At 57.6% G+C, this 19,833-nt stretch carries 15 protein-coding genes; 9 read left to right on the top strand and 6 right to left on the bottom strand.

Annotated elements, in window-relative coordinates; translation table 11 throughout:
- Window positions 1-17: 17 nt before the first annotated feature.
- Together EPD60_RS15685 and EPD60_RS15680 are read right to left on the bottom strand one after the other, a co-directional pair.
- Window positions 18-962 carry an L-threonine 3-dehydrogenase gene (locus EPD60_RS15685; RefSeq protein WP_131450664.1) on the bottom strand — a complete coding sequence of 315 codons (945 nt, stop codon included), beginning with the start codon at window positions 960-962 and terminating at the stop codon, window positions 18-20.
- Window positions 963-1,163: 201 nt separating this feature from the next.
- Window positions 1,164-3,557, bottom strand: coding sequence for an alpha-amylase domain-containing protein (locus EPD60_RS15680; protein ID WP_131450473.1), 2,394 nt, complete (start codon window positions 3,555-3,557; stop codon window positions 1,164-1,166).
- A 317-nt stretch (window positions 3,558-3,874) separates the two neighbouring features.
- Here EPD60_RS15680 and kdsA point away from each other — a divergent pair, with 317 nt between their 5' ends.
- The 4 genes from kdsA (at window position 3,875) to EPD60_RS15660 (ending at window position 7,661) form a co-directional block, all read left to right on the top strand.
- Window positions 3,875-4,699, top strand: coding sequence for a 3-deoxy-8-phosphooctulonate synthase (gene kdsA, locus EPD60_RS15675; RefSeq protein WP_131450472.1), 825 nt, complete (start codon window positions 3,875-3,877; stop codon window positions 4,697-4,699).
- A gap of 139 nt (window positions 4,700-4,838) precedes the next feature.
- The gene (locus EPD60_RS15670) at window positions 4,839-5,894 is read left to right on the top strand and encodes a class I fructose-bisphosphate aldolase (protein WP_131450471.1); all 1,056 of its coding nucleotides are present in this window, start codon (window positions 4,839-4,841) and stop codon (window positions 5,892-5,894) included.
- A gap of 217 nt (window positions 5,895-6,111) precedes the next feature.
- The gene (locus EPD60_RS15665) at window positions 6,112-7,398 is read left to right on the top strand and encodes a flavin monoamine oxidase family protein (RefSeq protein ID WP_165871576.1); all 1,287 of its coding nucleotides are present in this window, start codon (window positions 6,112-6,114) and stop codon (window positions 7,396-7,398) included.
- Between the two features lie 65 nt (window positions 7,399-7,463).
- Complete coding sequence (locus tag EPD60_RS15660; RefSeq protein ID WP_131450469.1) at window positions 7,464-7,661, top strand: hypothetical protein; 198 nt, start codon at window positions 7,464-7,466, stop codon at window positions 7,659-7,661.
- 104 nt (window positions 7,662-7,765) lie between these two features.
- Here the strand turns inward: EPD60_RS15660 and EPD60_RS15655 are convergent, their stop codons facing one another.
- Window positions 7,766-8,491 carry a S24 family peptidase gene (locus tag EPD60_RS15655; protein ID WP_131450663.1) on the bottom strand — a complete coding sequence of 242 codons (726 nt, stop codon included), beginning with the start codon at window positions 8,489-8,491 and terminating at the stop codon, window positions 7,766-7,768.
- Between the two features lie 115 nt (window positions 8,492-8,606).
- Between EPD60_RS15655 and EPD60_RS15650 the strand changes: the two genes are divergently transcribed.
- The 5 genes from EPD60_RS15650 to EPD60_RS15630 all read left to right on the top strand — a co-directional run bounded on the left by EPD60_RS15650 (window position 8,607) and on the right by EPD60_RS15630 (window position 11,290).
- The gene (locus tag EPD60_RS15650; RefSeq protein ID WP_131450468.1) at window positions 8,607-8,909 is read left to right on the top strand and encodes a hypothetical protein; all 303 of its coding nucleotides are present in this window, start codon (window positions 8,607-8,609) and stop codon (window positions 8,907-8,909) included.
- A 92-nt stretch (window positions 8,910-9,001) separates the two neighbouring features.
- A complete protein-coding gene (locus EPD60_RS15645) occupies window positions 9,002-9,862 on the top strand; it encodes an AAA family ATPase (protein WP_131450467.1) in 861 nt (286 codons plus the stop codon).
- The gene (locus EPD60_RS15640; protein ID WP_131450466.1) at window positions 9,840-10,325 is read left to right on the top strand and encodes a hypothetical protein; all 486 of its coding nucleotides are present in this window, start codon (window positions 9,840-9,842) and stop codon (window positions 10,323-10,325) included. The genes EPD60_RS15645 and EPD60_RS15640 overlap by 23 nt, the downstream gene beginning before the upstream one ends.
- Window positions 10,322-10,603: a hypothetical protein gene (locus EPD60_RS15635; protein WP_131450465.1), complete on the top strand. Its 282-nt coding sequence runs from the start codon at window positions 10,322-10,324 to the stop codon at window positions 10,601-10,603. Before EPD60_RS15640 ends, EPD60_RS15635 begins: the two co-directional genes overlap by 4 nt.
- A gap of 42 nt (window positions 10,604-10,645) precedes the next feature.
- Window positions 10,646-11,290, top strand: a complete 645-nt coding sequence (locus EPD60_RS15630; protein ID WP_131450464.1) for a hypothetical protein — start codon at window positions 10,646-10,648, stop codon at window positions 11,288-11,290.
- A gap of 137 nt (window positions 11,291-11,427) precedes the next feature.
- On the opposite strand, the gene EPD60_RS15625 is transcribed toward EPD60_RS15630, so the two are convergent.
- The 3 genes from EPD60_RS15625 to EPD60_RS15615 all read right to left on the bottom strand — a co-directional run.
- The gene (locus tag EPD60_RS15625) at window positions 11,428-12,501 is read right to left on the bottom strand and encodes a hypothetical protein (RefSeq protein WP_131450463.1); all 1,074 of its coding nucleotides are present in this window, start codon (window positions 12,499-12,501) and stop codon (window positions 11,428-11,430) included.
- A 175-nt stretch (window positions 12,502-12,676) separates the two neighbouring features.
- Window positions 12,677-14,008, bottom strand: coding sequence for a sensor histidine kinase (locus EPD60_RS15620; RefSeq protein WP_243647854.1), 1,332 nt, complete (start codon window positions 14,006-14,008; stop codon window positions 12,677-12,679).
- A gap of 5 nt (window positions 14,009-14,013) precedes the next feature.
- On the bottom strand, window positions 14,014-19,833 hold a 5,820-nt coding region (locus EPD60_RS15615), incomplete at its 5' end, for a HAMP domain-containing protein (RefSeq protein WP_131450461.1).

Below are 19,833 nucleotides of genomic sequence, written 5' to 3'. Positions count from 1 at the left end.
CAGCCGGCCCAGATCGCTTACTTCTTCAGGTTGGCAAGCATGTCGGTGGTCATCCGCGCCAGGTCGTATTCTTCCTTCCAGCCCCAGTCGCGACGGGCCACCGAGTCATCGATGCTTTGCGGCCAGGAGTCGGCGATGGCCTGCCGGTAGTCGGGCTCGTAGGTGATGCGGAATTCCGGGATATGCTTTTTGATCTCGGCGGCGATCTCTTTCGGTGAGAAGCTCATGCCGGAAAGGTTGTACGAGGTGCGTGTTTTGATCTGCTCCACCGGTGCTTCCATCAGCTCGATGGTGGCCCGGATGGCATCGGGCATATACATCATGGGCAGGTAGGTATCTTCCTGCAGGAAGCATTCATACCGGGCGTCGCTCAGGGCTTCGTGGTAGATCTCCACGGCATAGTCGGTGGTGCCGCCCCCGGGCGCCGACTTATACGAGATGAGGCCCGGGTAGCGCAGCGAGCGCACATCCACGCCGTATTTCATGTGGTAGTAGTTACACCAGAACTCACCGGCGTACTTCGAAATGCCGTACACCGTAGTGGGCTCGATGATGGTTTGCTGCGGGCAATTCTTCCTGGGCGATGTGGGACCGAATACGGCGATGGAAGACGGCCAGTAGACCTTGGTGAGCTTCTCCTCGCGGGCGATGTCGAGCACGTTGAGCAGGCCCTGCATGTTGAGGTGCCAGGCCAGGCCGGGATTCTTCTCCCCCGTCGCCGACAGGATCGCGGCCAGCAGGTAGATCTGCGTCACGTTCTGCCGGATCACCTGCACGTGCAGCATCTCCTTGTTCATCACGTCGAGGGCCACGTAGGGGCCGGTGCCTTCGAGCAGCGGGTTCTGCTCGCGCAGGTCGGAAGCAATCACGTTTTGCGCGCCGTAGCGCTGGCGGAGGGCGAGTGTGAGTTCAACACCGATCTGGCCCGAGGCCCCGATCACGAGGATTTTTTCTTGTTTCATATGGCAGCCGCGAAGATAATGGGGTAATGCGGTAATGCGGTAATGTGGTAATGCGGTAATGCGGTGATGGGGTGATGCGGTAAAGATGGTGGCGAATAGAATTTTGCTTTTTACCCAGGGGAGCATTTCAGCAGATCTGAGATCCGAGATCTGAGATCTGAGATCTGAGATGAACAAAACCCGGCTTTCGCCGGGTTTTGTTTACTTGGTTAATGCGAGCTTGATGATCTGCCGTTCGCCGTCGCCGGTGAGGCTGACGAGGTAGGTGCCGCTGCTAAGGCCTTCGGTAGGAAGGTCCGCGGACTGCCAGCCGGCGGTGTAAGCGCGTTCGGGCAGCTGGCGGAGCAGGCGGCCATCCACCGTGTACAGGGCAACCACGTAGCGACCCGCCGGCACGCGGAAGCGCACCCGGGCCCTGTCGGCCCCCGGCGCATTGCTGACGGTGAGTCCGGACGCACCGTTCGCCTTCTTTATTTCAGCGGGCACTTCTGACGTGTTCATCCGAGCCGGGTAGGAGGCGGTACTGATGGTGCGGGGCGCTGTGTAGGCAGCCTTAACCCAGAACTTCTGCGCGGGGTTGGTGGTGCTGGTGTTGCGCACCTTGATCTTATAGAAACCGGTAGCGGTCGGCGTATAGCTCAGTGTAAGCGTTCCGGTGCCGCTGGTGGACGTCAGCAGCGCGTCGCTGTTGTTATAAATACCAACGGTAAGGCTGTAGGTGCTGTTGTTCGGAAACACGTTCACGGTGATGGATTTCCCGGCCTCGTCGAAGACCTTGCCGGCATAGCGCAGCGCGGTGGAAGAAGCCGGCAGCGCGCCGCCCTGCCCGAGCGAGGAAGCATGGCTATCGCCAAGGTCATTGTCCATCTCCCACTCCTGGGTAGTGGAACGCTGCGCCGGCGCAAAGCCGCCGGTAATGCCTGCCGGACCCCAGATGCAATAGCCGCGGCGTGTATTGGAGCCGTCGCAGGGCGGCACCCAGATGGTGACGCGGCCGCTGGCGTCGGTCCAGATATCGTTGGCGTTGGCGCCGCTGTAATCGTGCAGCTGGCGGTTCGGTCCGAAATCGGTCTGGATATTGGCACTCTGCCAGGTGTTCCAGTTGTCGTTGACGCCGATGATGGCGTAGGAAGCCTCCGGGCCGGCATTGTAGCCGCGCTCTATAAGCAGCAGGTCGGCTGCCTGCCAGCGCACCTTGTAAGCGCCTTTCTTGAAATTGAGCTTCTGGTGGCACCAGATGATATTGGCGATATCGCTGCGCTCCGGCAGATCAGTTGCCGATGAGGGCAGGTGGGTGTAGCGCTTCGCGGTGTTGCCTAGGTTGAACAGGTCTTCGAAAAAAACCTGCGGCGAGCCGTCCACCGCGAAGGTCACGGCGTAAGCCACGGCCAGGCGCGGATCGAAGGGATCGATATGACCGCCGCCGAGCTCGTTGGCGCCATCCCATCCCGTATAATTACCGTTGGCGTCTTTCGTGGGCCGGAAGGTGTCGTGGTTGTTGACAAAGGGTACGGTGCGGTAGCGGTTCGACTGCTGTGCCGCGGGCAGGGATCCCAGGTCATAGGAGCCGCCGGCGCTTACCATATTTTTCACCGCCTGCCGCAGGCTGAAGTCGAAGGTGCCCACGAGGTCTTCACTGCCGCCGTTGGATGTTTTCACGCCGCTTATCCAGGCATCCTGCTCGGAGGCGCTGCCCACATATTCGCCCACGGCAAACATATTGGCGCCGCCGTTGGCCCAGCCCGCATTGTACTTCACGTTGTAGAGAAAGTCCTGCGTGGCCCAGGTTTCGAAGTGCTTCACCGCATCCAGCCGGAAGCCATCCACGCCCGTTTGTTTTTTCATCCACACAAACCAGTTGCGGGCGCCGCTGCGCATCCAGTCGGAACCCTGCGTGGGGTTGAACGTGGCGTTGGAGCTTTGTCCATAGGCGCCGGCGACATAGCAGATGTCGGGGCCGAAGAACGGCGAGCAGATATCGCCCGAAAGGCAATTGTGACTTGTGGTGGCGTGGAAGTTGGGCCAGTTCTTCGGCCAGCGGCCGTTGCGGGCCAGGTAGTTGGTAGCCGTTTCGTCGGTGGCGGGCCTGGTGTAGCTAACATAGCGGAAGTTCTTGTACGTATTGCCGTCACCGTTATTAGCCGCCGGGTCGGAGCCGCCCGAGCCGTTGGCCGAGCCGGCATTGTCCATGTGGTTGAACACCACGTCCTGGATGACGTCGATGCCATTGGCGTGCATCACGCCCACAAGGCGCAGCAACTCGTCTTTCGACCCGAGCCGCGTCTTCAGCGAGCCCTTCTGGTACTTGTCACCCAGGTCGTAATGATCGAAGGGCGAGTAGCCGTTCGACGAGGTGCTGGCATTCTTGACGGAAGGCGGGATCCAGACGGCATCGATCCCGAGGTCGCGCAGGCGGGGCGCCAGGTCGGTAAGGTAGTTCGACCAGCCGTTGGGGTAATTGTTGTTCCAGTAATCCCACCAGTAACCCTGGAAGACGACCTTCCCGTTCCAGGGATTTTGCGCATGGGCGGAAACAGAAAGCAGGATGCCGGAAAGGCACAGGGCGAGGAGCCTCGCCCGGAGGAAATTTGTCATGTAGCAAGCGGTTTTCGGTTAAATGGGTACCATTGCGTAGCTCCTACAAAAATGTACAGAGTACACAATGATTATCATGTAAAAGGTACACATCGCTAACGGTCACGTCCAACTAATTTTTACGATGATCAGGACTTTTCCTTAGAGCGTCCGCTATCAAAAGCTAATCACACCGGGGCGGGCTCGTGAGCGTCGCGGATGCACAGAAACTTGGGAATTGCACCCGTGGTCCGAATTTCGATTCTCCTATTACCCCGTTACCGCATTACCGTACTACCGCATTCCCCATTAACTCGTCACCCCATTACCTTTGCCGCATGATCCCTTCCTACTTAGAGCGCCTCTTCACAGGCCAGCAATACGATCCCAGGACGTTTTTCCTCATTGCCGGCCCCTGCGTGGTGGAGACGGAAGAAAACGTGTTCGAGATCAGCGCCCACCTGAAGGCGGTGTGCAGGCGCCTTGGCATTCCCCTTATCCTGAAAGCTTCTTACCGCAAAGCCAACCGCACGAGCGCTGCTTCGTTCACCGGTCACGGCGACATGTTCGGGCTGGAGATCCTCCAAAAGGCCGGCATGCGCTTCGGGCTGCCCACCACCACCGATATTCACTCGGAGCGCGAGGCCGAGGAAGCCGCCAAATTCGTGGACGTGCTCCAGATCCCGGCTTTCCTGTGCCGGCAGACGGAGCTCCTGCTTGCCGCTGGCCGCACGGGCCGCATCGTGAACGTAAAGAAGGGACAGTTTCTGAACGGTCCTTCGATGAAATTCGCCGCCGACAAGATCCGCAGCACCGGAAATGAGCAGGTGATCCTGACCGAGCGCGGCACCACCTTTGGCTACCAGGACCTGGTAGTGGATTACCGCAATATTCCCTGGATGCAGGAAGCCGGCGCACCGGTGGTGATGGACTGCACCCATGCCCTGCAGCAGCCCAACCAGACCGGCGGCGTTACGGGCGGCAACCCGCAACTGATCGGAACCATCGCCAAGGCCGCCATCGCCGCGGGCGCCGACGGGCTTTTTATCGAAACGCATCCCAACCCCGGGAAGGCGCTTTCGGATGGCGCTAACATGCTGCAGCTGGAGCGCCTGGAAAGCCTCCTGGAGCAATTGGTGCGGATCCGGAAAGCGGTGGCTTAGGTTTCAAGCAGATCGGCCGTTCATCAAATGATTTAGAGCGCTTCGATGACCGGCGGAGTCCTGATTCCCAATTAACGAATCGACCAATTAACCCGTTTACCTTTCTCGCCTATATTTGCCGCACTTCAAACTCCCCACTATGGCGTCAAAAATCGTTGAACTGCTGGGCGACCAGGCCGAATACCTGCTCAACCACACCTGCACTACCATCGATAAATCCACCCTGCACCTCCCCTCGCCCACGCATGTGGACGACATCTGGGTGAACTCCAACCGCACCCCGCAGGTGCTGCGCTCCCTGCAGCAACTCCTCGGCACCGGCCGCCTTTCCGATACGGGCTTTTGCTCCATCTTCCCGGTAGACCAGGGCATCGAGCACAGCGCCGGCTCCGCCTTCGCGCCCAACCCGATCTACTTCGACCCCGAAAATATCATCCGCCTCGCCATCGAGGGCGGCTGCAATGCCGTGGCCTCCACCTTCGGCGTGCTGGGCATCATGGCCCGCAAATACGCGCACAAGATCCCCTTCGTGGTCAAGATCAACCACAACGAGTTCCTGAGCCATCCCAACCGCTACGACCAGACCATGTTCGGCAGCATCAAGAGCGCCTGGAACATGGGTGCCGTTGCCGTTGGTGCTACCATCTACTGGGGTTCTGCCGAAAGCGCCCGCCAGCTGAAAGAGGTTGCAGAAGCCTTCGAATACGCACACGAGCTGGGCATGGCCACCATCCTGTGGTGCTATACCCGCAACAACGCCTTCAAGGTTGACGGCGTGGATTACCACACTTCCGCCGACCTCACCGGCCAGGCCAACCACCTCGGTGTGACGCTGCAGGCCGACATCATCAAGCAAAAGCTTCCCACCAACAACGGCGGCTACCTCGCTACCAAGCACGGCAAGACGCACAAGCTGGTTTACGAAAAGCTCACCACCGATCACCCGATCGACCTGACCCGCTACCAGGTGCTCAACTGCTACAATGGTCGCGTGGGTCTCATCAACTCGGGTGGCGAAAGCAAGGGTGAAAGCGACCTCGTGGAAGCGATCACCACCGCCGTTATCAACAAGCGCGCGGGTGGCATGGGTCTTATCCTCGGCCGCAAAGCCTTCCAGCGCCCCTTCGAAGACGGCGTGAAAATGCTCCAGGCGATCCAGGACGTATACCTCGACGAAAGCATCACCATCGCGTAAGCTTCTTAATAGTTTTAACAAAGACCCTTCTGTTGAAGGGTCTTTTTTTTTTGAGGGAAGAGCAAATGATTACAGAGTACATGAATACATGATTTAAGAGGGGGTGTGAACGACCACCTCCACCCCACCTCATGTACTCATGTATTCATGTATTCTGTGATCATGTAATCAACCCTCCCTATTTCCCTTGGAACAAAAAATGCAGCCCCATTCCCCCATGGAAAATTATGATGTCCTTGTGCTCGGCGCCGGCGCGGCGGGCCTGATGGCGGCGCGCGAGCTGGCGCTTGCCGGCAGGCGGGTAGCGATCATCGAAGCGCGCGACCGCGTGGGCGGCCGGGTGCTGACCCTGCAGGATGGCGGCGCGCGCGAGCTCGGGGCCGAATTCATCCACGGCGAAGGAAAGCTTACCAAAGAGTTGCTGCGGCGCTCCGGCAACGGCAGCGCGCCATCGGCCGGAAAGTTCTACCAGCACCGCAACGGCCGTCTCGAAGCCGCCTGGTCTTTTATCGACCGCGAGGAGGAGTTGCAGGAGCGTCTTTCCGATGCGGCAGAGGACCTCCCGCTGGAGCAATTCTTTGAACGCTACATCGACGGCCCCGAATGGGAAAAAACGCGAACGCAGGTGCGGCGCTATGCCGAGGGCTACTATGCCGCCGATCTCGCCCGGGCAAGTACCCTGGCCTTCCGCAGGGAGCTAATGGCGTCCGACCATGAAGACGATGAACGTCCCTTCACCGGCTATGGCCCCTTGCTGGAACACCTCGCCCGCGAATGCCGCGACGCCGGCGTACAAATCTGCTTGAACGAAAGGGCCGCAACGATTGAATGGGCACCCGGTAAAGTGACCGTGTTGACCAATAACGGCTCCTTCACCGGTAGCAGGCTGGTGTTCACCCTTCCCGTTGGGGTGTGGCGTTCCGGGGCGGTATCCTTTAATCCTGCATTGCGGGAAAAGCATAACGCAGTGCAGCAACTGGGTTACGGTTCCGTGGTCAAGATCGTGCTGGCCTTTAGCGAGCGTTTCTGGGAAGACGTGGCCCTTTGCCGTAACCCGGCTTCCGGGCTTGGCTTTCTTTTCAGTGAGGAGAACATACCTACCTGGTGGACAGGCGCCCCTGAACAGGGCAACGTGCTGGTGGGCTGGAAAGGTGGACCGCCGGCCGAAGCCATGGCGGGCCGGGACGAAGCCGAATTATTATCCGTGGCGCTGCGCTCACTCAGTACCCTTTTCGGCATTGCGGAGGACGCACTTCGCGGGCTGCTGCGGGGACACTATTTCCACAACTGGCTGAAGGACCCCTTCGCGCAGGGTGGCTATTCGTTTGAAGTGGTTTCGGGAAGCCGCTTGCAGGAAGCCGCGGAAGCTCCCGTGGCCGGTACGCTTTATTTCGCCGGCGAAGGGCTTTACGACGGCCCGCTCATCGGTACCGTAGAGGCGGCCCTCCATACCGGCAAACGCGCCGCTGACCGCATCCTCGACCGCTTGCCGCCACAAGAGTAGATCCGGAACTGACCTGCCGCTTTTGGTACGGTTTTGCGGAACATATATCTATTAAACAGAATATTATGAAAGGATCAAGGCAGCAAAATAATATGCAAAGCAAGCAGTTCGCCGGTCACCGCCCGCGTCCCGACATCCGCGACGATATCGACAGCCGCTCCAAGGAAGAGCAGGATACGAAGGGCGACGACGTGACGCACAACGCGAAAGATGTGCGCAACAACCGGCCTAAGAATCATCACCGGAATGATTCGCGTAAGTGAGTTCGTGAGCCGTGAGCCGTGAGCGGCTGACGCCTGATTACGACGAAAGGATGCCTTGGGCATCCTTTCGTCTTTTTGCGCATTGCGGGTTCACGGCTCACGGTTCACGCGGTAATCTTGAATTCCTTTTGCGGCAGGCGTGCCCGGATATGGCGGCGGAAGGTCCACACCTGCTTCAGTTCAGACACGGCCAGCGGCACCTGCGGGTAGGCTTCTTCGTTATCCGAGATAAGTACCCATTCGGTTGCACTCTTGCGGTAGACGCGCTTCACCATGAGGCGCTCGGAGGTAAGAAGCACGTATACGCCGAAATTCTTCACATCGTCCCAGTCTTCCTGGGGGAGCATTGAAGCCAGGATCAGGTCGCCGGCAAAGAATACGGGCTCCATGGAGTCGCCATCCACCTCGAAATAGCTCCACACGGCGCCGGTGGGATTCACCCCCGGGGGCAGGGAATATTTCTCCAGCCCGTCGAGGTAGTCGGTCTGCTCGAAGCCGCGCACGTAGCCTGCCTGGGCCTTGATACCTACAAGGGGCACCTCCGTGGGGCGGTGGCTGCCCTGGCGCGACTGCCGCTCCAGGAAGTAAGGCTGCTGGGCGCGCGGGCGGGCGCTGCCGAAAATTTGCACATCGCTAACAGTTGCCTGTGAATATTCTTCACGTTTTTGGGCCTCCTGGAAGTTCTGGATCAGAATCCGGGTGGCTTTGGAAACAGCGCACTTTCCTTTCTCCATCTTGTTCACCAGCTCCCGCGTAATGCCAAGTGCCTGGGCGAATTCTTCCTGGGTAAGATTGTATAACTGCCTGATTTCCTTGATGTTGGGTGTCATAAAAACGCGCGTTAAGCAAATGTGAAGATAAATGTGAAAAACTTGTGCATAATGTGAAAACTCGTAACTTTATGCTTCACAAATTTAGAACATTTATTCACAAAAGCAAGAGACGATGAAGCGCATTGAGAAAGAGTTCGTTTTTCACTATCCCCTGAAGCATAAGGTGGTTCGCGACCTCAAGATCGTGACCGAGCACGTGGGCGACCTGGTGATCGAGGGTACCGGCTACTTCAACCCCGAGGCCTCTCCCATCGATGTGTTCGACCGCTACAGCGTCGACATCGACTTTGTGAAGTGGAACGGCACCGACATCCGGCCCGTGCTGGAAGTAACCGGCCAGATCGAAGACCTCGAAGAAGCCGCCATCCGCTACTTCGCCAACCTCCTGGAAAACAGACAGGCCAAAGCAGCGTAAAAAATTTACGATGTCCGATCTCCGATTTATATCGGACATCGGACATCAGAGATCGACACATTCCCTCCCGAGTACGATAAACACGACATAAAATGCAACTAAGAAAAGCAACAAGAAAGCAAGCAAAGATCCGCCTCGGCCTCTCCGCCGTTTCCGGCGGCGGTAAAACCTATAGCGCCATCCTGGTAGCCAAGGGCCTCGTGGGCGACCTCTCCAAAGTAGCCATCATCGACACCGAGAACGGCTCGGCCGACCTCTATGCGCATATGGGCGACTTCAACGTGCTGCCCCTCACCGCGCCCTTTTCACCGGAGCGGTATATCGACGCCATCCGTGCCTGTGAGAAGGCCGGCATGGAAGTGATCATCATCGACTCCATCTCCCAGGAATGGGAAGGCAAAGGCGGCTGTCTCGAGATCGTGGAAAGCCTCGGCGGCAAATACCAGGACTGGGCGAAGGTAACCCCGCGTCACCAGGCCTTCCTGGAAGCCATCCTGCACAGCCCCTGCCACGTCATCACCACGGTACGCCGCAAGCAGGACTACGAGATGATCAAGGATAACAACGGCAAGGTGAAGGTGGAAAAAGCCGGGCTCCGTGAGGTAACCCGCGAAGGCTTCGAGTATGAGCTGACCATCAACCTCGAACTCGACACCCGCCACATGGCGACGGCCTCCAAAGACCGTACGGGCCTGTTCATGGGCAAGCCTTCCTTTATGCCGGATGAAAAGACCGGCGAGCTGATCGCACAGTGGTGCGAGCAGGGCGAAGAAGCCTTCAACACCGTAAAGCCGGGTTCCGACTGGTACGGCAAGGTGGAAGCCTGCGGCAGCCAGAAAGAACTCGTGGAGCTGTACTCCAAAAACAAGGCTGAAGTGGACGGCAACCCGCTGCTCCAGCAGCTGATCGCTAACCGTAGAAATACCATCAATGGAAAACTCAGTGCCGCATAACAACTGGGCTTTACCCGCCATACGAGAAGGCCTCACCAAGCGGCAGGTACGCGACCTCGCCGACCAGTCCGTGGAACGCGTGCTCGAAGAAGGGCACGTGTTCCAGGTCGCGGAGGCGCTGGCCGCCATGGAGGAATTTGTGAAAACGATCCGCAAGGACGAGCGCTATATCCAGTTTCTCCGCGACGAGCTGGCGAAGCACCACGGGCGCCTCGTGATGGCCTCGGGCGCGAAGATCGAAGCCTGTGAGGCCGGCGTGACCTACGACTACAGCACCAACGCCGACTGGCGCCTGCTGGACGCGCAGGTAAAGCTCCTGAACGATCATAAGAAAGCCCTCGAAGAACGCCTCCGCGCCATCGCGCCCGGCCGCATCGGCGTAGACCATGAGACCGGTGAGGTGATCGAAGGCGCTTTTAAAAGCTCTAAATCAACCTATCGAATAACCCTGGCAGCAAGATGACACCAACAATCTTACAGGAATGCATCGACATCGTGAAAGACCTGGCCGGCCATGAGTACCTGTACTTCGACACCGCGGTCCAGGTGAAGCTCACGCCCCACTCCTTTCCGTTCGCGGCATGGGCGGTGTGTGTGAGCCCCGAGGGCGTTCTGTACGTGATGGACGCCGGCGAGCAGTGGTACCCGTTCAGCCTGAGCGATGCCAATGCGCACCTGCTGGCGGGTAGCCTGTACCAGCGCCTGCGCATGATGCGCCGCGATTACAAAAAAGCAGGCTGATCCCTTCCGGGTCCGGCCGCAGTAAACAAAGGAGAACAAGACATGATACGCAAGATCAATTATAAGAATACGCCGCCGCCCGCTGCCGAAGCCGGGGCGAAGGCGGACAAGCCGAAGCGCCAGCCCTCGCGGCTTTTTACCAGCACGGTGGAATATACGCTCATCGCCAATCTGGTTGTGCAGCAATACCAGCAGGGCCATGATGTGTTGTGGGACAAGGTGCTCTCGCTTCCGTTCGAAGACCGCATCCCGGGCCTGATGGAGCGCTATGGCAAGAAAACGATGCACAAGTTGCTGCTCATGATCCTGAAGGAATTCGTGGGACAGATGAACCTGGCAGCGTACAAGCGTCCCACCGAAACACGGGTGAGCGTAGCCGCCTGTGAGCTGATGCTCACTGCCCACGAAGACTTCCTGGGCATCGAAGACATCATCCTTTTTCTGCAGCGCGCCCGCGCGGGCTACTATGGGCCCATCAAAACACTGGTGAATATGAACCTGCTGCTGATACAGCTCGATCGCTACCGCCAGGAGCGCCATGAAGCCTATATGAAGCTGAAAGAAAAACGCGAGGCCGAATACAAGCAGCTCGGTCCCATCGAGCGTACCGCCCCGCAGCCCACGCTGCTCGGCGACCTGTTCAACCAGGCGCTGGTGGTGGATATGAATAAGAAAATGAGCGGCTGATGAAAACGAGAGAACCAGTGAAAAAGAGGAAGAGTGAATGTGACGAGTGACCCTGTGTGAACAAAAAGGGGGAGCCTGCCTGCAGGTCTCCCCATTTTTATTTTTCCTCGTCCCGTTCTCTTGTTCTCCCGTTCTCCCTAGCGCGACGCCGTCACCTGCTTCTTCTCTTTCTCGGGTATGATGATGATGGACGACACATATACCTTTCTATCTTCCTGCATCGCCGATTCCGAATCCACCACACTCTGCCGTTCGGCCGCGGTGTTGCTGTTAGCGCAGTTGAGACAGCTCAGCACGATACCCAGATGGTCGAAATCAAGCTTGCCGCCGCTGGTCTTGGTGAGCATGCCGGGCTTCTCGCTGCCAAAGCCGTGGAAGCTGACCTTTCCCTGGTTGAGCGCCTGCAACTCCTCGAGCTTCATGCCGGCATACACTCCCTGCTTCGACTGCCATTCGTTCGAGGTGATCATGTTGGCATTGCGTGCCGTTCCGTTGGTGAGCATGTTGCCGCCAATGATGAGGAAGGATATGTCGCGGTAGTTGGCTTCATCCTCCCAGATAAAGATCACTTCCCGCGGCGTATTGGGGAAGAGCACCGAGCAGTGATTCGTATCCGATTCTGTATAATGGAAGACATCGCGCGATACGTTTTGGGGTCCGAAGGTAGCCAGCAGGTATTCGTGCGACTTCAGCGCCAGCAGGTCTTCGGCATACTGGATCTCCCGCAGGCGCGGCAGAACCTGTTTTTCCACACGTACCGTATAAAACGTGGTGGAGTCCTGGATCTCCAGGCTGGTGCCCACGACGGTGTTTTCGTGCTGGTAGAGCACGGGGACTGACAGGTCGTTTGAAGGAGTGTAGGTGATGAATCCCTGCTTCTTCAGGTCGTGGCGGAGGTTGTCAAACTCTTCCAGCGAGCTCGTCTGGTACTCGATCACCGGTGCACCGGGGCGCTCGATAAAGGAAAGCCGGTGGATGACCTCCGTATCCTCGCTCTTCCGCTTCTTTTTAACCTGGATATAGTTGTAATTGGTCCTTGTTTCCCGCGGCGACTCGTAATCGCGGAGCCAGGACTTCTTGGCAATATGTCCGTCGAATTTGGAGATACTGTAGCCCGTGAAATCGAGCAGGTCATTAAGGTCGAAAGACTGTTGAGCCTTCGCAACGCCGGTTAGCAGGAGCGTCAGCGCAAGCGCGTAAAATTTGGTCATGGCATCTGGTTTTGAACCATAGCCTGGGAGGTACACAGGTTAGCAAGAGTGGTGCATCTGCATCCGCACAGGGCTACAGAACGGTTAAGGGTGTTTTTCAGGCTTACCAGATACAATAAAAATACCAGCAGCCCTCCGGGGAGGGCTGCTGGTTAAAAATTCCACAAAAAAGCGGTTATCCATGGGTGCCACTGGCCTGCGTCACCTGCTCCAGCCGCAGATCGGGCAATATGAAATTGCGGTGATCCTGCGATTCGGGGAGCGTGATGATGAAAGTAGCTCCCTGATTGAGCTCGCCAACGGCGCGGATATTCCCCTTATGGCGCTCGATGATCTTCTTGCAGATCGAAAGACCGATGCCCGATCCCTCAAACTCGTGGTAGCTATGGAGCCGCTTGAAGACCACGAAAATGTCTTCGGCATATTTCGAATCGAAGCCGATGCCGTTGTCCTGCACGTAGATACGATGCTGTCGGATCGCCCCGTTGTTGCTTTCCTCCATAAATACCGGTTCGCTGTAAACGCGGATATGCGGCGCCACATCGCTACGCGAAAACTTGAGCGCATTGCCCAGGAGATTCTGGAAGAGCTGGCGCACCTGGCTGGGGATACATTCGAGCAGGGGCATGTCGCTGATCTCCACAACCGCTCCTTTCTGCTGGATATCCGATTCCAGGTCGCCCATCACTTCCTGCACCACATCCTTAAGGCTGAGCATGGTAAAGTCTTCGTGGCTGCTCGCATGCCTGGAGAACTTCAGCAGGTCGTTGATGAGCTTCTGCATCCGGTCGGACGCGCGCACGATCTTGTCAAGCGAATTCTGGACATCCGGCTCCACCTTGCCGGCGAGCTTGGTGGATACCACATCCGAGAAAACCATGATCTTCCGCAAAGGCTCCTGCAGGTCGTGCGACGCCACATATGCGAAGCGGTCAAGCTCCTCGTTGATGATTTTGAGCTCGTCGTTGTTCTGGGTGAGCTGGAAATTGAGCAGGCGGATCTTCTCCTCGTTCATCTTGCGCTCCTCCACCTCACGTTCCAGGTTGGCCTTTGCCGCCAGCAGGCTTTGCTCCTGGCGCATCAGCTCCTGGGTTTTGCGGTAGAGATCGGCAAAAACGCTCACCTTGAAACGCATCAGCTCGGGGTTGATGGGCTTGTAGATAAAGTCCACGGCCCCCATCTTATACCCCTTGAACATGTACTCCTCATCCTTGTTGTGGGCGGTGATGAAGATAATCGGGATATTCTTGAGCTTTTCCCGCTCGTAAATGAGCGAGGCCGTCTCGAAGCCGTTCATATCCGGCATCTGCACGTCCATGAGGATAAGGGTGAAGTCCTGCTCGGTAAGCAGGATCTTCAGCGCCTGTCGTCCGGACTGCGCCTTGCGGATCTGATAGCCATCACGCTCCAGGATGGTTTCGATCGAGAGGAGGTTATCCTCCCGATCGTCCACCACCAGGATCTTGACGACGGATTTCGTCGGAACGTTTTCTTTCAATACTTCCATTTGGCTCATTTGTACAGCCACACGCGCATCAGCGACAGCAACTGGTCGATTTTCACCGGCTTGGTAATATAATCGGATGCGCCGGCCTCGATACACTTCTCACGGTCACCCTTCATGGCCTTCGCCGTTACTGCGATGATCGGGAGGTTGCTGTTCTTGTGCTCGCGGCGGATCTTTTGTGTCGTTTCGTAGCCATCCATCTCGGGCATCATGATATCCATGAGTACCATGTCGATGGCGTTGTTGTCGCCCAGGATGTTGATCGCTTCCTGGCCGCTTTCCGCCGTGATGACGTTGATATTGTAGCGCTCGAAGGCCGTGGTCAGGGCGAAGAGGTTTCGCACGTCGTCGTCCACAACAAGCACGGTCTTGTTCGCCAGCACATCCTCGCGGCTACGCAGGTTCTCGATGATCCGGCGCTTTTCGGGCAGCAGGTCCTTATGATCGATGTGCAGGTGCAGCACCACTTCTTCCAGCAGCAGCTCCAGCGACTGTACGTCCTTGAGCAGGATGCGGTTGGCGAACTGCTTCAGCTGGGTCTTCTCCTTGGGCGAGAAGTCTTTGGCCGAGTACACGATCACCGGTGTCAGCGCAAGCTTCTTCACGTTGTTGATTTCCTGTACAAATTCGAGGCCGCCGATATCGGGGAGCATATAATCCACGATAATGCAATCGTATTCATTCTCCTTGATCATTTCCAGGGCGCTGCGACCGGAGTCGGCCAGGTGGATCGCTACATGATCTTCATGCTGCAGCATCTTCACGATACCGGAGTAGTCGATCTCGTTGTCTTCCACCACCAGCACGTGCTTCGGACGGTAGTCCTTATAGCGCACGATGTCTTCAAAGAGCACATGCAGCGACTCGTTCTTCAGCGGCTTCAGGCTGAAGGAGCGGGCGCCGCGCTGCATGGCCAGCAGCCGGTTTTCCTCGCCCGAAATGAGGTGCACGGGGATATGACGGAAATTAATATCGTTCTTGAACAGGTCGAGGATTCGCCAGCCGCTTGCGTCGGGGAGCTTCACGTCGAGGGTAACGGCGATCGGCTTGAACTTGTTGGCCAGGTCGAACACGTCGCCGAAGGAAGTGGCCACCACGGCTTTCAGTCCCATCTCATGGGCTTTATCCACCATGATCTTGGCAAAGCGGAGGTCGTCTTCCACCACCATCACCACCTTGTCGTCGGTGGCGATCATGTTGCGGTCGTCGCCTGTTTCGTTGATAATCTCGTTGAACACTTCCAGGTCACGCGTCTCCGGCAACTTCACCGTCGGCACGGACTGGATCGTCGTTCCGTCTTCGTCGTCATGCGACACTTCGTATTCCGAGATCGTCAGCGAGGAAGGCTTCTCCTTCTTCACGTGATCGGGGTTGTAGTCGATCGGCAGGAACAGCGTGAAGGTGGAGCCGATACCGGGTTCGGATTCGAGTTCGATCACGCCGCCGAGCAGGTCGGCCAGGCCGCGGGAGATGGAGAGACCGAGACCGGTACCGCCATACTTACGCGAAGTGGAACCTTCGGCCTGCTGGAAGGCTTCGAAGATGATGTTCTGCTTGTCTTTCGAAATACCGATACCCGTATCGCGGATCTCGAAGGCCACCACGCGGCGGGCATTGTCGAGGCTGGGCACCTGCGAGCGCCAGGACTTGCGGGCCGGCTCGAAGATCTTCAGCGTTACGCCGCCTTTCTCGGTAAACTTGAAGGCGTTCGAAAGCAGGTTCTTGAGGATCTGGTTGAGGCGCTGCACGTCCGTTTCGAGTACGTCGGGCAGACGCTTGTCCATTTCGATGAGGAACTTGAGGTTCTTGTTCTCCGATACGTGCTTGAAGGTCGTTTCCACGAAGGAAGTGATCTCGTTGAAGCGCACGTTGACGAAGTCTGTGGAGATATAACCCGATTCGATCTTCGAAAGGTCAAGGATGTCGTTGATGAGCTGGATCAGGTCATCACCGCAGCTGTGGATGGTCTTCGCGTAGCGCACCTGCTTTTCCGACAGGTTGCCTTCGTGGTTCTCATACAGCTGCTGGGCGAGGATGAGCAGCGAGTTAAGCGGCGTACGCAGCTCGTGCGACATGTTGGCAAGGAACTCGGACTTGTACTTGGAAGTGAGCTGGAGCTGCTCGGCTTTTTCTTCGAGCGACTTGCGGGCGTCTTCCACTTCCTTGTTTTTCGCTTCCACTTCTTCCTTCTGCTTTACCAGCAGGTGTGCCTTGTCCTGGAGCTCTTCGTTGGTACGGCGCAGCTCGTCGGCGAGGCTTTGCGACTGCTCGAGCAGCGACTCCGTACGGGAGTTGGCCTCGATCGTGTTCAGTACGATACCGATCGACTCGGTGAGCTGGCCAAGGAAGTCGAGGTGGGTTACGGAGAAGGGCTCAAAGGAACCGAGCTCGATAACGGCTTTTACTTCGGTTTCGAACAGTACGGGAAGAACGATTACGTTTTTCGGAACGGCCTGGCCGAGGCCGGTGCCGATCTTGAAGTACGATTTCGGTACGTTGGTCAGGAGGATCCGCTCTTTTTCCACGGCGCACTGGCCTACGAGGCCCTGGCCGAGGGCGAATTCCTTCTGTATTGCCACTTCTTCATTATAGGCATAGGCCGAGAACAGCTTCAGCTTCTTCGCGCGCTCCTCGTCGTCCTGCTCCAGGATGTAGAACATACCCTGCTGGGCGTTTACTACCTGGGCAAGCTCGGAAAGGATCCGGCGGGTTACCGTGGCGAGGTCTTTCTGACCCTGCAGCATCTGCGTGAACTTGGCGAGGTTGGATTTCAGCCAGTCCTGCTCCTGGTTACGGAGCGTGGTTTCCCGCAGGTTGGCGATCATCTGGTTGATGGTATCCTTCAGTTCCTCGAGCTCACCCTTCGCTTCCACGCGGATAAGTCGGGTCAGGTCACCTTTCGTTACCGAGAGGGCCACCTCGGAGATGGCGCGCACCTGGATGGTGAGGTTTTCCGCGAGCTGGTTTACGTTCTCGGTCAGGTTCTTCCAGATACCGGAGGCGCCGGGCACTACGGCCTGGCCGCCAAGTCGTCCTTCAACACCCACCTCACGGGCAACCGTGGTTACCTGGTCGGCGAAGAGGGCGAGCGTATCAATCATCTCGTTGATGGTGTCGGTCAGCTGGGCCACCTCACCACGCGATACGATCGAGAGTTTTTGTTTCAGGTTACCGGTGGCCACCGCGGTTACCACCTTGGCGATACCGCGCACCTGGTTGGTCAGGTTGGAGGCCATCATGTTCACCGAGTCGGTCAGGTCCTTCCAGGTACCGGCCACGCCCTGTACCTCGGCCTGTCCACCCAGCTTACCTTCCGTACCTACTTCACGCGCCACACGGGTCACCTCGAAGGCGAAGGAGTTCAGCTGGTCCACCATCGTGTTGATGGTGTTCTTCAGGTCAAGGATCTCACCTTTTACGTCGATGGTTACTTTCTTGGAAAGGTCACCCGAGGCCACCGCTTTCGTTACCTCGGCGATGTTACGTACCTGCAGGGTCAGGTTACCCGTCATCTGGTTTACGGAGTCGGTAAGGTCCTTCCACGTACCGGCGACCCCGGGCACGAAGGCCTGACCACCGAGCTTACCGTCGGTACCTACCTCACGAGCCACACGCGTCACCTCGGAGGCGAAGGCGCGGAGCTGGTCCACCATCGTGTTCAGCGTTTCCTTCAGCTGGAGGATCTCGCCGCGCACGTCTACCGTAATCTTTTTGGACATGTCCCCGTTTGCCACCGCGATGGCCACCTCGGCGATGTTCCGCACCTGGGCGGTCAGGTTGGAGGCCATCTGGTTTACGGAGTCGGTCAGGTCCTTCCAGGTACCGGCGACCCCGGGCACGTGCGCCTGGCCACCGAGCTTACCTTCCGTACCTACCTCACGGGCCACACGGGTTACTTCCGATGCGAAGGCGCGGAGCTGTTCCACCATCGTATTAATGGTGTTCTTCAGCTCGAGGATCTCGCCTTTTACGTCCACCTCGATCTTGCGCGACAGGTCACCGTTTGCCACCGCGGTTGTTACTTCCGCGATGTTACGTACCTGCGCCGTCAGGTTCGAGGCCATTTTATTTACCGAGTCGGTAAGGTCCTTCCACAGGCCCTCCACACCCGGTACGTCTGCCTGGCCGCCCAGCTTACCTTCGGAACCTACTTCCCGCGCAACGCGGAATACTTCGGAACCGAACGAGTTCAGCTGGTCCACCATCGTGTTGATCGTATTCTTCAGCTCCAGGATCTCCCCTTTTACGTCCACCGTAATCTTACGGGACAGGTCACCTTTCGCTACCGCCGTCGTTACCTCGGCGATGTTACGCACCTGGGCCGTCAGGTTCGATGCCATCTGGTTCACCGAATCCGTCAAGTCTTTCCAGGTACCACCAACGCCCTGCACTTTCGCCTGGCCACCGAGTTTACCCTCGGTACCTACTTCAAGCGCCACACGCGTTACTTCCGATGCAAAGGAGTTGAGCTGGTCCACCATCGTGTTGATGGTTTTTTTCAGCTCGAGGATCTCGCCGGCCACGTTTACGGTGATCTTCTTGGAAAGGTCACCGTTTGCCACGGCCGTTGTTACTTCGGCGATATTTCGTACCTGGGCGGTCAGGTTGGAGGCCATCTGATTTACCGAGTCGGTGAGGTCCTTCCAGGTACCTCCTACTCCCTGTACCTTGGCCTGGCCACCGAGCTTACCTTCGGTACCCACTTCAAGGGCCACACGGGTCACCTCGGAGGCGAAGGAGTTCAGCTGGTCCACCATTCGGTTAATTACATCCTTGATCTGGAGGATCTCTCCTTTTACGTCCACGGTGATCTTCTGGGTAAGGTCACCGTTGGCGATGGCGGTTGCCACCTTGGATACGTCGCGGAGCTGTACGGTCAGGTTACCGGCAAGGAGGTTTACGTTGTCGGTAAGGTCTTTCCACACACCACCAACGCCTTTCACCGTTGCCTGGCCACCGAGCTTACCTTCGGAACCCACCTCACGGGCCACCCGGCTTACTTCCGCCGAGAAGGAGTTCAGCTGGTCCACCATCGTATTAATGGTGTTCTTCAGCTCGAGGATCTCGCCTTTTACGTCCACCTCGATCTTGCGCGACAGGTCACCGTTTGCCACCGCGGTTGTTACTTCCGCGATGTTACGTACCTGCGCCGTCAGGTTCGAGGCCATTTTATTTACCGAGTCGGTAAGGTCCTTCCACAGGCCCTCCACACCCGGTACGTCTGCCTGGCCGCCCAGCTTACCTTCGGAACCTACTTCCCGCGCAACGCGGAATACTTCGGAACCGAACGAGTTCAGCTGGTCCACCATCGTGTTGATCGTATTCTTCAGCTCCAGGATCTCCCCTTTTACGTCCACCGTAATCTTACGGGACAGGTCACCTTTCGCTACCGCCGTCGTTACCTCGGCGATGTTACGCACCTGGGCCGTCAGGTTCGATGCCATCTGGTTCACCGAATCCGTCAAGTCTTTCCAGGTACCACCAACGCCCTGCACTTTCGCCTGGCCACCGAGTTTACCCTCGGTACCTACTTCAAGCGCCACACGCGTTACTTCCGATGCAAAGGAGTTGAGCTGGTCCACCATCGTGTTGATGGTTTTTTTCAGCTCGAGGATCTCGCCGGCCACGTTTACGGTGATCTTCTTGGAAAGGTCACCGTTTGCCACGGCCGTTGTTACTTCGGCGATATTTCGTACCTGGGCGGTCAGGTTGGAGGCCATCTGATTTACCGAGTCGGTGAGGTCCTTCCAGGTACCTCCTACTCCCTGTACCTTGGCCTGGCCACCGAGCTTACCTTCGGTACCCACTTCAAGGGCCACACGGGT

The sequence above is a fragment of the Flaviaestuariibacter flavus genome (assembly GCF_004337505.1).
GTDB lineage: Bacteria > Bacteroidota > Bacteroidia > Chitinophagales > Chitinophagaceae > Flavisolibacter > Flavisolibacter flavus.
The sequence above is the reverse complement of the archived record's forward strand: the minus strand, read 5'-3'. Positions and strand labels throughout refer to the sequence as shown.

Excerpts from the sequence above, each read along its gene's own strand:
- EPD60_RS15640 (WP_131450466.1), top strand. The coding sequence starts at position 9,840 with ATGGAAAACTCAGTGCCGCATAACAACTGGGCTTTACCCGCCATACGA.
- EPD60_RS15625 (WP_131450463.1), bottom strand. The coding sequence starts at position 12,501 with ATGACCAAATTTTACGCGCTTGCGCTGACGCTCCTGCTAACCGGCGTT.
- EPD60_RS15630 (WP_131450464.1), top strand. The coding sequence starts at position 10,646 with ATGATACGCAAGATCAATTATAAGAATACGCCGCCGCCCGCTGCCGAA.
- EPD60_RS15680 (WP_131450473.1), bottom strand. The coding sequence starts at position 3,557 with ATGACAAATTTCCTCCGGGCGAGGCTCCTCGCCCTGTGCCTTTCCGGC.
- EPD60_RS15645 (WP_131450467.1), top strand. The coding sequence starts at position 9,002 with ATGCAACTAAGAAAAGCAACAAGAAAGCAAGCAAAGATCCGCCTCGGC.
- EPD60_RS15655 (WP_131450663.1), bottom strand. The coding sequence starts at position 8,491 with ATGACACCCAACATCAAGGAAATCAGGCAGTTATACAATCTTACCCAG.
- kdsA (WP_131450472.1), top strand. The coding sequence starts at position 3,875 with ATGATCCCTTCCTACTTAGAGCGCCTCTTCACAGGCCAGCAATACGAT.
- EPD60_RS15650 (WP_131450468.1), top strand. The coding sequence starts at position 8,607 with ATGAAGCGCATTGAGAAAGAGTTCGTTTTTCACTATCCCCTGAAGCAT.
- EPD60_RS15635 (WP_131450465.1), top strand. The coding sequence starts at position 10,322 with ATGACACCAACAATCTTACAGGAATGCATCGACATCGTGAAAGACCTG.
- EPD60_RS15685 (WP_131450664.1), bottom strand. The coding sequence starts at position 962 with ATGAAACAAGAAAAAATCCTCGTGATCGGGGCCTCGGGCCAGATCGGT.
- EPD60_RS15670 (WP_131450471.1), top strand. The coding sequence starts at position 4,839 with ATGGCGTCAAAAATCGTTGAACTGCTGGGCGACCAGGCCGAATACCTG.
- EPD60_RS15665 (WP_165871576.1), top strand. The coding sequence starts at position 6,112 with ATGGAAAATTATGATGTCCTTGTGCTCGGCGCCGGCGCGGCGGGCCTG.
- EPD60_RS15620 (WP_243647854.1), bottom strand. The coding sequence starts at position 14,008 with ATGGAAGTATTGAAAGAAAACGTTCCGACGAAATCCGTCGTCAAGATC.
- EPD60_RS15660 (WP_131450469.1), top strand. The coding sequence starts at position 7,464 with ATGAAAGGATCAAGGCAGCAAAATAATATGCAAAGCAAGCAGTTCGCC.